14 protein-coding genes and 1 pseudogene are annotated in these 14327 nt (G+C 68.0%); 5 read left to right on the top strand and 10 right to left on the bottom strand.

From position 1 onward, the window contains the following. Positions 1 to 56: 56 nt before the first annotated feature. The 6 genes from ACWPXK_RS25870 to ACWPXK_RS25845 all read right to left on the bottom strand — a co-directional run bounded on the left by ACWPXK_RS25870 (position 57) and on the right by ACWPXK_RS25845 (position 5754). Positions 57 to 635 carry a TetR/AcrR family transcriptional regulator gene (locus ACWPXK_RS25870; protein ID WP_454198758.1) on the bottom strand — a complete coding sequence of 193 codons (579 nt, stop codon included), beginning with the start codon at positions 633 to 635 and terminating at the stop codon, positions 57 to 59. Positions 636 to 668: 33 nt separating this feature from the next. Continuing rightward, positions 669 to 2138 carry an FAD-dependent oxidoreductase gene (locus ACWPXK_RS25865; protein ID WP_454198757.1) on the bottom strand — a complete coding sequence of 490 codons (1470 nt, stop codon included), beginning with the start codon at positions 2136 to 2138 and terminating at the stop codon, positions 669 to 671. A 12-nt stretch (positions 2139 to 2150) separates the two neighbouring features. After that, positions 2151 to 2555 (bottom strand): carboxymuconolactone decarboxylase family protein, encoded by a 405-nt coding sequence (locus ACWPXK_RS25860; protein ID WP_454198756.1) that lies wholly within the window; start codon positions 2553 to 2555, stop codon positions 2151 to 2153. Further along, complete coding sequence (locus ACWPXK_RS25855) at positions 2552 to 3427, bottom strand: NAD(P)-dependent oxidoreductase (RefSeq protein ID WP_454198755.1); 876 nt, start codon at positions 3425 to 3427, stop codon at positions 2552 to 2554. Before ACWPXK_RS25855 ends, ACWPXK_RS25860 begins: the two co-directional genes overlap by 4 nt. A 67-nt stretch (positions 3428 to 3494) precedes the next feature. Next, positions 3495 to 4247, bottom strand: a complete 753-nt coding sequence (locus ACWPXK_RS25850) for an SDR family oxidoreductase (RefSeq protein ID WP_454198754.1) — start codon at positions 4245 to 4247, stop codon at positions 3495 to 3497. 37 nt (positions 4248 to 4284) lie between these two features. Continuing rightward, positions 4285 to 5754: an aldehyde dehydrogenase gene (locus tag ACWPXK_RS25845; RefSeq protein ID WP_454198753.1), complete on the bottom strand. Its 1470-nt coding sequence runs from the start codon at positions 5752 to 5754 to the stop codon at positions 4285 to 4287. Positions 5755 to 6055: 301 nt separating this feature from the next. Between ACWPXK_RS25845 and ACWPXK_RS25840 the strand changes: the two genes are divergently transcribed. The 5 genes from ACWPXK_RS25840 (at position 6056) to ACWPXK_RS25820 (ending at position 10581) form a co-directional block, all read left to right on the top strand. Further along, complete coding sequence (locus ACWPXK_RS25840; protein WP_454198752.1) at positions 6056 to 7258, top strand: cytochrome P450; 1203 nt, start codon at positions 6056 to 6058, stop codon at positions 7256 to 7258. After that, the gene (locus ACWPXK_RS25835) at positions 7258 to 8067 is read left to right on the top strand and encodes an SDR family oxidoreductase (protein ID WP_454198751.1); all 810 of its coding nucleotides are present in this window, start codon (positions 7258 to 7260) and stop codon (positions 8065 to 8067) included. The genes ACWPXK_RS25840 and ACWPXK_RS25835 overlap by 1 nt, the downstream gene beginning before the upstream one ends. A 2-nt stretch (positions 8068 to 8069) precedes the next feature. Beyond that, positions 8070 to 8267, top strand: coding sequence for a ferredoxin (locus tag ACWPXK_RS25830; protein ID WP_454198908.1), 198 nt, complete (start codon positions 8070 to 8072; stop codon positions 8265 to 8267). Positions 8268 to 8404: 137 nt separating this feature from the next. Next, the gene (locus tag ACWPXK_RS25825) at positions 8405 to 9997 is read left to right on the top strand and encodes a succinic semialdehyde dehydrogenase (protein ID WP_454198750.1); all 1593 of its coding nucleotides are present in this window, start codon (positions 8405 to 8407) and stop codon (positions 9995 to 9997) included. Between the two features lie 98 nt (positions 9998 to 10095). Continuing rightward, positions 10096 to 10581: a glutathione peroxidase gene (locus ACWPXK_RS25820; protein WP_454198749.1), complete on the top strand. Its 486-nt coding sequence runs from the start codon at positions 10096 to 10098 to the stop codon at positions 10579 to 10581. 111 nt (positions 10582 to 10692) lie between these two features. Here ACWPXK_RS25820 and ACWPXK_RS25815 read toward each other — a convergent pair whose 3' ends face one another. The 4 genes and pseudogenes from ACWPXK_RS25815 to ACWPXK_RS25800 form a co-directional block, all read right to left on the bottom strand. After that, a complete protein-coding gene (locus ACWPXK_RS25815; protein WP_454198748.1) occupies positions 10693 to 11175 on the bottom strand; it encodes a hypothetical protein in 483 nt (160 codons plus the stop codon). A gap of 23 nt (positions 11176 to 11198) precedes the next feature. Beyond that, positions 11199 to 11576 (bottom strand): MarR family winged helix-turn-helix transcriptional regulator, encoded by a 378-nt coding sequence (locus ACWPXK_RS25810; RefSeq protein WP_454198747.1) that lies wholly within the window; start codon positions 11574 to 11576, stop codon positions 11199 to 11201. A gap of 291 nt (positions 11577 to 11867) precedes the next feature. Next, positions 11868 to 13233: pseudogene (locus ACWPXK_RS25805) on the bottom strand (NtaA/DmoA family FMN-dependent monooxygenase). Positions 13234 to 13252: 19 nt separating this feature from the next. After that, complete coding sequence (locus ACWPXK_RS25800; RefSeq protein ID WP_454198746.1) at positions 13253 to 14296, bottom strand: LLM class flavin-dependent oxidoreductase; 1044 nt, start codon at positions 14294 to 14296, stop codon at positions 13253 to 13255. Positions 14297 to 14327 lie beyond the last annotated feature (31 nt).

The raw sequence follows: 14327 nt of genomic DNA, 5'->3' as shown, positions 1-14327 counted from the left end.
AAGCGCGCGCGGAAGGTTCGGTTTCGGCGAACCCGGATGAATCAGGTGGTATCGAGCTAGCGCAGGATGAGCTGCGCGGAGATCTCGATCCGGTCGGCGATCTCGGAATACGAGCCATAGCCCATGCCCGCCCGCACCAGCGCGCCCGCGTAGAGCAACTCCAGCGATTCGACCACGTCCGGATCCGGATCCGGGCCCAGTGCGCGGATGATGCGCTTGCGGATCTCGGCCCCGATGCGTCCGCGCAGGTGCTCCACGTCGGGGTCGCGACCGAGCAGGGCGCTGGTGACCGCGCCGGAGAGCTCCTGCTCGTCGGCCACCAGCATCGCGATATTGCGCAGCTCGGCGATCACTCGGATTGTCGGATCCGGGTCGTCGCTGACCGGTGAGGGGGAAGCGACCAGCCGTCGCCAGAAGATCTCCGCGACCAAATGCTCCTTCGAGGAGAAGTAGGTGTACGCGGTGGCCGTCCCGACGCCGGCCGCGGCGGCGACCATCCGGATGGTCATGCCCGCGAAGCCTTCGCGCGCAAGCACTTCCACCGCCGAGCGGGTCAGCTTCTCCACGGTGTCGGCCTGCTTGCCGGAGAGCCTGCGGCGGGTCGCCTCGAGCATGACGGAATCGGGTTCGGACATGTGTCTGGATACTACTAGGCGGGACCGAGTGGTTCAGTTCTTGGCCGCGGCGATGCCCGCTCGCCGCCCGTAGAAGCTGCCATCGCCCAGCGAGGCGCCGCTGACATAGCCGCCCGCGCAGAGACCGGACGTGCACCGCCCCGCCGCGAACAATCCCTTGATCGGCTCGCCGGAAACGTGCAGTACCCGGGAATCGAGGTCGGTGCGCAGCCCGCCGAGGGTGAAACCCGCGGTGAAGCCGCGCATGTCGAACGCCGCCAGCGGACCACGCAACGGGTGTACCCATTCCGGTTTCTTGCCCAGCAGCGGGTCTTTTCCGTCGGCGGCGTGCAGGTTGTAGCACTCCACCGTGGACTGCAACGACTGGCCGGGCAGGCCCATCTCGGCCTCCAGTTCGGCGATCGTCTCCGCCACCCACGTCGGTGGCTGACGGAAGAACGGCGTCGCGGTCTCGGTGGCCAGCGCGGCCTCGTAGGACGCTTCGTCGATCACCAGATACGCCTGGTTGTCCTGCTGGATCAGGGTGGCCTGGCCGATCCGGCCGGGATAGGTGTCCTCCGGTATGTAGCGCTGGCCGCGTCCGTTGACCAGGATGCCGCGCGCCAGCAGTTGCGGGTCGCCGAAGAACGCCACCTCGGTGGCGTCCATGTGGGCCAGTTCCGCGCCGAGCGCCTGCGCCAGGCGGATGCCGATGCCGTCGTGTTCCTCGATCGCGGCGGCGGGTCTGCCGATCAGTCGCGGCGCGTACCGCTCGACCATCTCCTTGTGGTAGGCGAAGCTGCCGGTGGCCAGGACGACGCCGCGCTCGGCGCGCACCGCCACCTGCTGTCCGTAGCGGCGGGCCAGCACTCCGACCACGCGATCGTCGTCGTCGACGATCAGCCGCGCGATCCGCATGTCGTATTCGACTGCGACTCCGAGCGCGTCCGCGGTCTCGGCCAGCGGCTTCATCAGCATGTATCCGCCGCTCTTCTGCCCCGTGCGTTTGTCGGCCATGCGCGGGACATGCCCGCGCGGAGCCGGTTTCGCGATGATGTTGAAGGGCGCGGCGTTCTCGCCGCCCGAGTACATCAGTCCCTCGTCGTGCGGCGGCTCCCAGCCCGGCTCGCCCCAGAACGCCTTGCGGAAAGGCACACCGCATGCGACCAGCCAGTTGTAGTGCTCCACGCTGCCGCGGCAATAGTCGGCGATCTTCGCCTTGTCCACGCCGGGACCGAGCGCGGCGAGCAGGAAGGTCTCCATGTTCTCGGGCGTGTCGTCGAAGCCGAGAGCTTGCTGCAACGGTGTGCCGCCGCCGAGGTAGATGAACCCGCCCGCCATCGCGGCCGCGCCACCCCAACCGCCGGTACGCTCCAGGATCAGCACATCGGCACCCGCGCGCGCGGCCTCGATCGCCGCGCACACCCCGGCGATGCCGTAGCCCGCGACGACCACGTCGGCTCGGTGGTCCCACGTCGTGACGCTGCTGGCGCGCAGCGGGCGAATGCTGGTGGCATCGGACATGATTCGGATCCTTCACTGCTCGGCGCGATCGGACCGGTCGCGTGCGGCCTTTTTCTGCTGCGCGACAATCGTGCCAACCAGCAGGTCGAGTTTGGTGCCGTTCGGCCAACCGACGTAATGGCACAAGAAAACTGCGATCTCGTGCAGCTGCTCTTCGGTGAGTTCGCCATTGCGCAGCGCGGCCCCGATCTGGATGCCCGCGGTGTCGATGGCGCCCTGCGCGGTCAGCGCGCCGAGCAGCAGCAGCCTGCGATCGCGAATCGTGAGCCCGGGACGTGACCAGATGTCGGCGAAGAGATGGTCGGCGGTGACGGCGAAATGGGCGCCGGGGTAGTCCTGGAATTCGGTGCCGTATACTTCGGCCATCTTGGCCAGTCCGCGCTGCCGCACAGTGTCGGCGGAACCATTGTCGCTCATGAACGATGCCTTTCCGGTGATATGCCCGCCCCGACGCCGAGTCCGGGGCCGAGCCGGTCGAGGGCGAGTTCGGCCAGCGGCAGTGCGGTGCCGAGCCGTTCGCCGAGTTCCAGGGCCAGGCCGAGGTCCTTCTCGCCGAGATCGCGCACGTGCCGCAGGATCGGCAGCCAGAAGTCGCCGTCCTCGATCGGCGCGGTGGAATCGCGCAGCATGATGGCGCCGGGGCCGCCGGTGACCGCGTCGGAATGCCGCACCACCTTGCCGAGCGCGGTGATGTCCAGGCCCGCCGCCTCGGCGAGCCGCTGCGCCTCGGTGGCGGCGGCGAAGGAGACGAAGTGTAAAAGATTGCGCGCCAACTTCATTCGTGTTCCCGCGCCGACCGGTCCGGCGTGCACGATCAGATCGGCGAAGCATCCGAACGGTTCGCGCACCCGCTCGAAAGCCGCCGCGCTGCCGCCCACCATGACCGCGAGCGCGCCGCGGGTAGCGCCGGGTGCGCCTCCGCTGACCGGCGCGTCCACGAGTTCGACGCCGTGTTCGGCGCACGTCACCGCAAGGTCCTCGGCGGTGCGGTCGCTGATCGTGGAGTGCACGGCCACCACGGTTCCGGGCGCGGCGGTCCGCAGCACTCCGTCGGAGCCGGTGACCACTTCGCGGACCTGTGCGTCGTTCACGACGGTGATCGAGATGATCGCGGCCTGCTCGGCCAACTCGGCGGGGGAGGAGGCCGCGGCGGCCCCGGCTTCGATGAAGCGCACGACCGCCTCTGGGCGGACATCGCACACCACGAGCCCACCCGGCCAGCTCGAAAGACGTTCGGCCATCGGCGCACCCATATTGCCGAGGCCGAGAAAACCGACGCGCTCGCTCATGCCTGCACCTCGCTGGCGCTCGGTTCCGGCACGAGCGAGCGCTCGGTCACCTGAATGGTCTGCGCGCTCATGACCGCACGATCTGTCCGCCGTCGACATTGAAGATCTGCCCGGTGACCCAGCTCGCCTCGTCCGACAGCAGGAACAGGCAGGCGCCGACGAGATCCTGCGGAGTACCGATCCGCTTGAGCGGCAGGCGTTTGACGATGTCGTCGACGATCACGTCGGGGGTGACCGATTTGGTGGCGTCGGTGTCGATCGGGCCCGGCGCGATGGCGTTGATCCGGATGTTGGATCCGCCGAGTTCGAACGCCAGCTGTTGGGTCAATCCATTGACGCCGACTTTCGCCAGGCCGTAGAAGCTGGAATACAGCCATGCGGCGGTGGACGATTGGTTGACGATCGATCCGGCGCCGCGCGTGGACATGTGCGGCCAGACGGCGCGGGTCATGTTCAGCGCGCCGTCCATGTTCACGCTCATGAACGTCTTGTAGTAGTCCCACGGCACGGTGAGCAGCAGGTTCAGCTTCATCTCGCCGTAGATCGCGGCGTTGTTGACCAAGTGGTCGATGCCGCCGAACTCGGCTGCGGCGAAATCGGCCAGCGCGGTGGCCGATTCCGGATCCGCCACGTCGACCTGTCCGAACACCGCGGTGCCGCCGTCGGCGATGATCTTCTCGACCACCGCCGCACCACCGTCGGCGTTCTTGTCCGCGACGACGACGCTCGCGCCCTCGGCGGCCAGCGCCTGCGCGTAGGCCGCGCCGATCCCTTGGGCGGCGCCGGTGACGATGGCGGATCTTCCCGTGAAACGGGCCATGGAGTTCAGCTCCTCTGTGTTGTCCGGCGGTTGGGGTTCATCCGGCGGTGGCGATCAGCTTGGTTTCCAGGTACTCCTCGAATCCGGCGACGCCCATTTCGCGGCCGATGCCGGATTGCTTATAGCCGCCGAACGGAGCGTCGGCGGAATACCAGACGCCGCCGTTGACGCTCAAGGTCCCGGTGCGCACGCCTTCGGTGACGCGCCGGATGCGGTCCGCGTCGGTACCCCACACCGAGCCGGAGAGGCCGTAGGGGGAGTCGTTGGCGATGCGGACGGCGTCCTCGTCGCCGTCGTGCGGGATGATCACGAGTACCGGGCCGAAGATCTCCTCGCGGGCGACCGTCGCGGTGTTGGGCACGTCCGCGATCAAGGTGGGTTCGATGAAGAACCCGCGCTCGCGCTGTGGCGGTCGGCCGCCGCCGACCACGATCCGCCCGCCCTCGGCGCGGGCGATATCGAGATAGCGCTCGACCCTGGCGCGCTGGCGTTCGGAGATCAGCGGGCCGCAGACCGTTCGCGGGTCGGCCGGGTCGCCCGGCGTGATCGCGCCGAGGGTGGCCGCGGCGGCCTGCACGGCCTGGTCGTAGGCGGCGCGCGGGACCAGCAGGCGAGTGGTGAGCGCACATCCTTGCCCGGCGTGCACGCACACCGAGAACGCCGCTACCGAGCAGGCTGCCGCGATATCGGCGTCGTCCAGCACGATGAACGCCGACTTCCCGCCGAGTTCCAGGAACGCCTTCTTCAGTGTTCTCGCGGCGCCGGTCATGACGGCGCGGCCGGTAGCGGTGGAGCCGGTGAAGCTGATCATGTCGACGCGCGGGTCCTCGGTGAGCCGCGCGCCGAGCGCGTGGTAGGCGGAGGTCACGATGTTCACCACGCCGGGTGGGATGTCGGTCTCCTCGGCGATGATCGCCCCGACCGCCGCCGCGCACCACGGGGTGTCCGGGGCGGGCTTGAGCACCACGGTGTTCCCCGCCGCGAGCGCGGGGCCCAGTTTGGCGAAGTTGATCTGGTGCGGGAAGTTCCACGGCGTGATCGCCCCGACGACGCCGATCGGCTCGCGGCGCAGCACCCGGTGCGTCTTGATGCCCATCGGCTCGGCGATACCCAAATCGGTTTCCCACGCATAGGTTCGGGCGAGCCCGGCCGCGTAGCCCAAGTCGGCGACCGGGCCTTCCAACTGCGGCCCGCTGGTGAGCATGGCCGGTGCGCCCGCCTCGGCGATGGTGAGCTCGCGCAGTTCCTCGACGTGTGATTGCAGCGCGCTGCGCAACTGTTCGAGGCAGCGGGCGCGGAAAGTGTGCTCGCGTGACCAGTCGGTGTGGTCGAACGCGGTGCGTGCGGCGTCGATGGCCGCGTCGAGATCGGCCGCGTTCGCGTTCGCGGCTCGGCCGAGGACTTCCTCGGTCGCGGGGTTCACCGTCGCGAAGAGTCCGTCGGCGCCCTCGACCAGCTTGCCGCCGATCAGCAGGCGCGACCCGTCGGCGGGCAGGAGGCTGTTCATAGCTTGGCTCCGATGCTGTCTGGACACGTGTACGGAATATAGTCTCGGGCGGTGAACAGGTGCAATAACAGGTTCTAATTTGATCATTCTCGCCGAGGTTGCGGCCGGCGGGTGGAAATCTGCTGCTGTTCGTCGGTTCCGTTCCTGTAGACGCCCGATAGTTGGAGGTATGACTGGCTGAAGATTGTCGGCGCGCGGAGCCGGTGGTACTGTCCAGACACATGTCCAGCTATCTGTCTTCGCGTCGGGAGCGATGCTTCGATGCCGTGGGGAACCTGTTACCGAATAGGGAGGACGGGAGATGACGGCGGCAGTGCAGCCCGTGACATTCGATCCGTACGACTACCAGTTCCACGAGGACCCGTATCCGACATATCGGCGGCTGCGGGAGGAGGCGCCGCTCTATCACAACCCGGACCTGGATTTCTGGGCGTTGTCGCGGCACGCGGACGTGACCGGAGCATTTCGCGACAGTGCGCGGTTGTCGAGTGCGAACGGCGTGTCGTTGGATCCCGCGGCATGGGGTCCGCACGCGCATCGGGTGATGTCGTTCCTGGCGATGGACGATCCGCGGCATATGCGGATGCGGCGGCTGGTCTATAAGGGCTTCACGCCGAAGCGGGTCGCGGAGATGGAGGACCGCATCCGGGAGTTGACGCTGTCGTACTTGCAACCGGCGCTGGCAGGCGAGACCTTCGATTGGATCGACCAGGTCGCGGGCAAGCTGCCGATGGACGTGATCTCCGAGTTGATGGGCGTGCCGGAGGCCGACCGCACGGAGATCCGCAGGCTGGCCGACCTGGTCGTGCACCGCGACGACGGCGTGCTCGATATCCCGCTGGCCGCAGCCGAAGCATCGATGAAACTACTGAGCTATTACGCCGAGATGGTGGCCGAGCGGCGACGTGTGCCGCGCGCGGATCTGACTTCGGCGCTGCTGGACGCCGAGACCGACGGTGACCGGTTGTCCGACGAGGAGATCATCGGATTCCTGTTCTTGATGGTGGTGGCCGGAAACGAGACCACGACGAAGCTGCTGGGCAACGCACTGTATTGGGGTGCGCGCAATCCCGGGGAGTACGCGAAGGTGGTCGCCGATCCGGATCTGGTCTCCGACTGGGTGGAAGAGACGCTGCGCTACGACACCTCCAGCCAGATCATCGCGCGTACCGCGACGGAGGAACTCGCCTATCACGACGGTTCCATTCCGGTGGGCGCCAAGGTGCTGTTGCTGATCGGCTCCGCCAACCGCGATCCGAAAGTTTTCGATGACGGCGACGCCTTCCGCATCGATCGTGCCGACAAGTCCGGACTGGCCAGTTTCGGCGCCGGCGTGCACTTCTGTCTCGGCGCACACTTGGCCCGGCTGGAGGCGGGTGTCGCCTTGCGCGAGTTCGCGTCCCGAGTGCGCTCCTACGGCGTGCTGGAGTCCGGCATCGCGCGCGTGCATTCCTCGAACGTGCGCGGTTTCGCCCATCTTCCGATCACCGTGGAGAACCGATAGTGCCCAGATTCGCACCCCATCCGCAACGCAGGCCCGCCCTCATCTCCGGCGCGTCCTCCGGGATCGGCGCGGCCACCGCCACGGCGCTGGCCGAACTGGGCCATCCGGTCGCGCTCGGTGCCCGGCGCGTCGAGCGGTGCGCCGAGCTGGCGGACAAGATCCGCGCGAACGGCGGCGAGGCCTTCGCACACCGGCTGGACGTCACCGAGCCGGACTCGATCGAGGAGTTCGTGCGCGCCGCCGAGGACGCGTTGGGGCCCACCGAGATCTTGGTGTCCAGCGCGGGCGACATCGAGTTCGGCCAGGTGCACACGATGGATCCGGAACGATTCCTGCGCCAGGTGCACGTCCATCTCGTCGGCGCTCATCGCTTGGTGCACCGGGTGCTGCCCGGCATGCTGCGCAGGCAACGCGGTGATGTCGTGCTGATCAGCTCGGACTGCGCGCCGGAGCCGCGTCCGCGCACCGGCGCCTACAGCGCCGCGAAGGCGGGCCTGGAGGCGATGGCCGTGCAGATGCGGATGGAGCTGGAGGGCACCGGGATTCGCGCCTCGCTGGTGCGGCCGGGCCCGGCCCTCACCGGGATGGGCATGGACTCCACGCCGGAGGTCGTCGGTCCACTGCTGGAGGACTGGAAGACCTGGGGATTCGCCAGGCATCCGTACATGTTGCGCGCCAGCGACCTGGCCGCCGCGGTGGTCGCGGTGGTGTCGACACCGCGGGGCGCGCATCTGGTCTTGGTCGAGGTGCAACCCGAGGCGCCGGTGCGTCCGCTGGATGCCTCGTCCGATGAGGAGAACGGAAGTTGACGATGCGAGTTCTTGCCGACCTCGATCTGTGTCAGGGGCATGCGGTGTGTCAGGACGAGGCGCCGGACGCCTTCCACGTTCCCAAGCGCGGCAAGGTGGAGATTCTCGATACCGCCGCCGATTCGTCGCCGCGGGCCGACGTGGAGCGCGCGGTCCGTTACTGCCCGACGCAGGCCTTGTCGATCGTCACGGACGACTGAGCGAAATATCCGGTCCCGGCGGGTAGGCATGCGTTGCCGGGGCGAATACCATGGACGAAAACCGGAACGTGTTCTAATTTAGGTCCGGTATCCGGCCCGGCACCTGCGGCGATGCCCGACGTCATGGAGAAGACCCGATGAGCACAGCACACACCGAGAAGGCGGCGGGCACCGTGCCCGCCAGGATCACCGCGGAGCTGATCGAGCAGCTGACCGGCCTGGTCGCCGCCGACGGTAGCGCGGCGCCGTTCCCGATGGCGGAGGTCTACACCGGCGCGCCGGTCGGCGATCTGCCGCAGTCGAGGCCGCAGGATGTGCTGGCCGCGTGCGCCAACGCCCGTGCCGCCCAAACCGAATGGGCCGCGCTCCCGCTTCGGGAGCGGTTGCGCGTTTTCGAGCGGGCCCATGAACTGATCCTGCGCGAAGTGGAGACCATCGCCGACCTCATCCAGATCGGCTGCGGCAAGACCCGCCGCATGGCGGTCGAGGAATCCTGCGATGTGCCGATGGTGATCAGCCACTACCTGAAGACCGCGCGCCGCGTGCTGCGGCCGAAACGGCGCGGCGGTCCGATGCCGCTGCTGACCACCTCGACCGAGGAGCATCGCCCCAAGGGCCTCGTCGCGGTGATCGCCCCATGGAACTTCCCCTTCGCCATCGCCCTGTCCGACGCCATGCCCGCCCTCATGGCGGGCAACGGCGTGGTGCTCAAGCCGGACAACAAGACCGCGCTGTGCGTGCTGTTCGGCGTCGAACTGCTGCACCGCGCCGGGCTGCCGCGCGGACTGGTCCAGGTGGTGTGCGGCGAGGGACCCGACATCGGGCCGACCCTGATCGACAACGTCGATTTCGTCATGTTCACCGGTTCCACCGCCACCGGCCGGATCGTCGGCGAACAGGCCGGACGCAACCTCATCGGATGCAGCCTGGAACTGGGCGGCAAGAACCCGATGATCGTGCTCGCCGACGCGAACCTGGACGAGGTGACCCCCGGCGCGGTGTTCGCGGCGTTCGCCAACTCCGGGCAGGCGTGCATGCACATCGAACGGATCTACGTGCATCGCGACATCCACGACGAGTTCCTGCGCCGATTGGTCGCGGCCGCCGCGGAATTGAACGGCAAGATCGGCGCCGCCTACGACTACACACCGGAGTTCGGCTCCCTGGTCTCCGCGCAACACCTCGAACGGGTCACTGCCCATGTCGAAGACGCACGCGCCAAAGGTGCCACCGTGCACGTCGGCGGTAAAGCGCGCCCCGATGTCGGTCCCGCCTTCTACGAAGCCACGGTGCTGACCGGCGTGACACCGGAGATGACCCACGCGACGCTGGAGACCTTCGGCCCGGTCGTCACCGTGTACCCGTTCTCCGACGAGCAGGAGGCGGTCCGGCTCGCCAACGCCACCGACTACGGGTTGAACGCCAGCGTGTGGAGCCGCGATCTGGCGCACGCCGAACGGATCGCCGCCCAGTTGCGGGCGGGCAATATCAATATCAACGACGGCTTCGTCGCGACCTACGCCGCCAAGGCCACGCCGTCGGGCGGGGTGAAGCAGTCCGGTGTCGGCACCCGCCACGGTGACCAGGGCCTGCTGAAATACACCGACACCGTGAACGTCGGCGTGCTCAAACGACAGGTGCTCGCGGCGCGGGCGGGTCAGCCGTACGACAAGCAGCTGAAGATGACCCTGATGTCGCTGCGGCTCATGCGCCGAACCCGATTGCGTTGAGCGGGTGTTCGCGACGTGTGCCGACCGCGTACCCGGACGATCCGGTACCGTGGCCGTCGGAGTGGATCAACGATCAAGAATGGGCAGGTCCGATACGAATGAGCCTTCGCGACGTTCCGCTACGTACGCTGTCCGGTGAGCCGACAACCCTGGCCGACCTGGTCGGCGACAACGCCGTCCTGCTGGTCAACGTGGCCTCGAAATGCGGCCTCACACCGCAGTATTCCGGCTTGGTCGAGCTGCACAAGTCCTTCGGCCCCCGCGGATTCAGCGTGGTCGGCGTACCGTGCAACCAATTCATGGGCCAGGAGCCGGGCACCGCGGAGGAGATCCAGCAGTTCTGTTCCACCACCTACGGCGTCGACTTCCCCCTTCTGGAGAAGACGGACGTCAACGGCGAAAACCGGCACGCCCTCTACCAAACCTTGGTGGAATCCGCCGACGCCGACGGCAACACCGGCGACATCCAGTGGAACTTCGAGAAGTTCCTCATCGACCGCGACGGGAAGGTAGCGGGCCGCTTCCGCCCGACCGTTACGCCTGAGGCGCCGGAGTTGATCGCGGCGATCGAATCCGTTCTCTGAGGCAGTCATGAAGGCCGGGGCCGTCGTCCGTCTGGGCGGCGGCCCCGGTCCCTGTCCGACGACCCAGATCGTGCCGCCGCGTTCGAGGTCTGCCTGGATCGCCCGGCCGCGTCACGACGCGGTGGTGTCAGCCGGGGACTGGACGAGATTCTGTCGTGCTGCGCCCCACCGACCGGTGAGGCGAAGGCCGTCCCGGATATTGAGCGACATCAGGGTGATATTGACGGCTCCGGCGATGAGTTCGAGTGTCTGAACGCAGTAGAAGGCAACGCCGAAGTCGGCGTGTGAGGCAAGAATATCGAGGCTGATAGCGCAGGGGATGAGGATGAGCAGACCATTCGCCGCGATGAAGGGCATCCGCCCTCTTTTCGCCGCGATGGTCGGTGCGTTCGACCCGCCGGCGGTCCGCACTCCGCTCGCCCCGGCGAGGGCCAGGGCGACCACGAGCACCGGCAGGCACCAGGGGATCACTTGTTTGACAACCGTGATGGCGTGCCTGGAGCCGGAAATCTCCGTGGCGACGGTCGAGATCCAGAACGTCAGAATTGTTATCAGTCCGACCGTGCCCGCAATCGGATGGAGGCGCCTGACCATGGCGAATCGCCTTTCGTTGGGTGTCAGCCGTCGCTGGCGCGGCCGCTCTCGAAGTTGTCGATCATCAGGGAGAGGGTGCGCAGGAAGGCCGTGATCTGTGTATCGGACAGGCCATGGGTGGCTGCCGCGTTCACTTCGGCCGCTGCCGATACCAGCCCGGCCTCCAGGTCGCGGGCACGCTGTGTCAGCGTGATTCGGGTCCGCCGCCGATCGACCGGGTCGGCGGTCCGGCGGATCAACTCGTCCCGCTCCATGCGTTTGAGAGTGTGCGCCATGGTCGACTGATCGATCCGCACTTTCTCGCACAGCTCGTTTTGCGTTGTGTCGTCCTCCTCGTACAGCGCGAGCAGTTGGGCGAATTGACCGGGCACCACGCCGTACTGGGCGATCCGGGCGCGCAACGCCTGCTCCATGAGTCGGGCGAGGTGGTTGACCACGTATCCCAACGAGGTGTGTCGGTCGAGTGGGAGTTGCGTCTCCGAACCCATTGCCTGTGCTCCCATCGGTTACATGGCTGCCATGATAATACATGGCTAGCCATGTATTGACCAGATGGGATCTGCCGTCGGACGGGCGCTGTGGCGGGGACGGCAACAGCTGCACGGGTCCGCGATCAGAGCCACGTCGGCGATCGAATCCGTTGTCCGAGTGACGATGAGCCAGCGGCGTCGTCTTGGGGCGGCGGCCGCGTGTCAGGACCGCCGGGTCAGCGGCTCCCGCAACCCGAGGTGCTCGCGCAGCGTGGTGCCGGTGTATTCGGTGCGGTACACCCCGCGCTCCTGGAGCTCGGGGACCAGCCAGTCCACGATCTCGTCGAGTCCGCCGGGGACCAGGTAGGGGGAGATGTTGAAGCCGTCGGTGGCGCCGTGCCGGACCCAGCGGGCGAGTTCGTCGGCGACCTGGGCGGGGGTGCCTGCGAAGCCGGAGCGTTCGGTCGTCGCGATGACGACTTCCCGCAGCGAGAGGTTCTCGGCTTCGGCTCTGGCTCGCCATTCGCGGGCGATGGCCAGCGGGTCCTGTCCGGAGCGGGGCGCGCCTCTGGTCTCCGAAATCGGGCGCGGCTGTGGGTCGTCCGGGGGGGAGTGGGCCGTCCGGGTCGAGTCCGGACAGGTCGCGGCCCCAGATCTGGCCGGCCAGCGACAGCGCGGTCCGGCCGGTGTACTGGCCGTTCTTCACCCAGCGCACCTTCTCCTCGACGTCGGATTCCTTCTCCGCGAGGATGATCTGAGTTCCGGGCAGGATTTTGATGTCGTCCTCCGGGCGTCCGGCCGCACGCAGGCGTGCCCGGATGTCGTTGGCGAAGGTGAGCGCGTCGTCGAAATGTGTTCCGTGCCTGGAGAAGATGACGTCGGCGTGGGCCGCGGCGAAATCGCGGCCGGTCGGTGAGTCACCGGCCTGGAAGATCACCGGATGTCCTTGGGCGCTGCGCGGCAGCGTGGGGGTGATCGCCACCTGGATGTGGTCGCCGGCGCGCTCGACCGGGTGGATGGCGTCGGCGCGCGCCCAGGATGGGCCCTGCTGCGAGGTCGCGATCGCGCCGTCTTCCCAGGCGTCCCAGATCGCACGCACTGTTGCGACGAACTCGGCGGCGCGTTCGTAGCGCGACGCGTGGTCCAGGTAGCCGCCACGCCGGAAGTTGGCGCCGGTCCAGGCGTTGTCCGTGGTGACCGCGTTCCAGCCCGCGCGACCGCCGGACAGCAGGTCGAGCCCGCTGAGCTTGCGCGCCAGGTCGGCGGGCTCGTTGTAGGTCGTGTTCTGGGTGGCGACCAGGCCGATGTGGCGGGTGATCCCCGCCAGCGCGGCCAGTTGGGTGATGGCGTCGGGGCGGCCCGCGATGTCGAGTTCCAGGATGGCGCCGTCTTGTTCGCGCAGGCGCAGTCCTTCGCCGAGGAAGAACGCGTCGAACAGTCCGCGCTCGGCGGTCTGCGCGAGCTTGCGGAAGGTCTCGAAATCGATCTGCGAGCCGCTGGACGGGTCGGACCAGATCGTGGTGTGGTTCACGCCCTGGAAGAAGACGCCGAAATGGACCTGGGCGTCCGGGCGCGGGAAGTCGGTCACGGGAAGGGGCTCCTGGTGATCAGCGTGTGGTGGCGTAGCGGTTGACGGGACGGGCCAGGCCGAGGTTGGCGCGCAACGTCGAACCGGGGATCGGTCGGTGCGCGATGCCGGTCCGCAGCAGGACGGGCAGGACCTCGCGCGCGAGCACGGGCAGGTCCTCGTCGAGCACCGCGGGGTGCAACCGGACGCCGTCGAGATGGGCACTGAGTTCGGTGAGCAGGCCGACCAGCTCCTGCGCGGAGCCGGAGAAGGCTAGTCTGCCAACGGAATCGGACGCCGAGGAGAACCGCTCCGCGGCGCTCACGGCGAGCGTGTCGAGGGTGACGTCGAGCTCGGCGAAGACCAGCGGAGCACCCACCGAACGCGCTCGGGCACCCGCCTCGATCACGGCGGCGACGGAACCGGCCGCGACGAGCCGAACGTCGACCTCACCCTCGGTGCCGAACACCACCGGCTGGCCCTGCGGTGGGCGTGGCACGATCGCAGGACCCTTCACCGCGAAGCTCTCGCCCTGGAAGTCGATGTAATGCAGCTTGTTCCGGTCGAGGAAGCGGCCGCTGGAATAGTCGCGGATTACGGCGTCGTCCTCCCAGGAGTCCCACAGGCGGCGCGCAACCTCGATCGAGTCCCGTTGCTCCCTCGCCAGATCGGCGTCCGCGAGCACCGGAGGGCGGCCCCAGGTCGCGGCCGCGCGCGGGTCGTCGACGCGTTCGGCGATCCATCCGGCCCGTCCGCGCGACGCGTAATCGAGCGAGGCGACCTGCGAGGCCGTGTGGAACGGCTCGGCGTAGGTGGTCGCGACCGTGGGCACCAGCCCGATCGTGCTGGTCGTCGCGGCGACGAATGACGCCCGGGTCACCGCGTCCATCCGTCCCGGCAGCTCCCCCGGCAGAATCGAGTCGGCGAACGTGGCGAGGGTGAACCCGGCGTTCTCGGCGGCGGCCACCCGTCTGCGCACGGTGTCGGCGGTGAGCAGACGATCCGGCGCGTGCGCGGCATGCCGCCACGCCTCGGGATGAAAACCCTCGCCGTCGAGTTCTACGCCGAGCGCGAAAACGCCCATCCGACACCTTCTTTCGTACCGCGATCGATCA

Source organism: Nocardia sp. Marseille-Q1738, from assembly GCF_965283145.1.
Note: the sequence above shows the minus strand (reverse complement) of the source record. Positions and strands in the feature narration are given on the sequence as shown.

What these genes read in the sequence shown, in the direction of transcription:
- ACWPXK_RS25870 (WP_454198758.1), bottom strand. Translation starts at nt 635, where the DNA reads ATGTCCGAACCCGATTCCGTCATGCTCGAGGCGACCCGCCGCAGGCTC.
- ACWPXK_RS25815 (WP_454198748.1), bottom strand. Translation starts at nt 11,175, where the DNA reads ATGGTCAGGCGCCTCCATCCGATTGCGGGCACGGTCGGACTGATAACA.
- ACWPXK_RS25865 (WP_454198757.1), bottom strand. Translation starts at nt 2,138, where the DNA reads ATGTCCGATGCCACCAGCATTCGCCCGCTGCGCGCCAGCAGCGTCACG.
- ACWPXK_RS25820 (WP_454198749.1), top strand. Translation starts at nt 10,096, where the DNA reads ATGAGCCTTCGCGACGTTCCGCTACGTACGCTGTCCGGTGAGCCGACA.
- ACWPXK_RS25825 (WP_454198750.1), top strand. Translation starts at nt 8,405, where the DNA reads ATGAGCACAGCACACACCGAGAAGGCGGCGGGCACCGTGCCCGCCAGG.
- ACWPXK_RS25860 (WP_454198756.1), bottom strand. Translation starts at nt 2,555, where the DNA reads ATGAGCGACAATGGTTCCGCCGACACTGTGCGGCAGCGCGGACTGGCC.
- ACWPXK_RS25845 (WP_454198753.1), bottom strand. Translation starts at nt 5,754, where the DNA reads ATGAACAGCCTCCTGCCCGCCGACGGGTCGCGCCTGCTGATCGGCGGC.
- ACWPXK_RS25850 (WP_454198754.1), bottom strand. Translation starts at nt 4,247, where the DNA reads ATGGCCCGTTTCACGGGAAGATCCGCCATCGTCACCGGCGCCGCCCAA.
- ACWPXK_RS25800 (WP_454198746.1), bottom strand. Translation starts at nt 14,296, where the DNA reads ATGGGCGTTTTCGCGCTCGGCGTAGAACTCGACGGCGAGGGTTTTCAT.
- ACWPXK_RS25840 (WP_454198752.1), top strand. Translation starts at nt 6,056, where the DNA reads ATGACGGCGGCAGTGCAGCCCGTGACATTCGATCCGTACGACTACCAG.
- ACWPXK_RS25855 (WP_454198755.1), bottom strand. Translation starts at nt 3,427, where the DNA reads ATGAGCGAGCGCGTCGGTTTTCTCGGCCTCGGCAATATGGGTGCGCCG.
- ACWPXK_RS25830 (WP_454198908.1), top strand. Translation starts at nt 8,070, where the DNA reads ATGCGAGTTCTTGCCGACCTCGATCTGTGTCAGGGGCATGCGGTGTGT.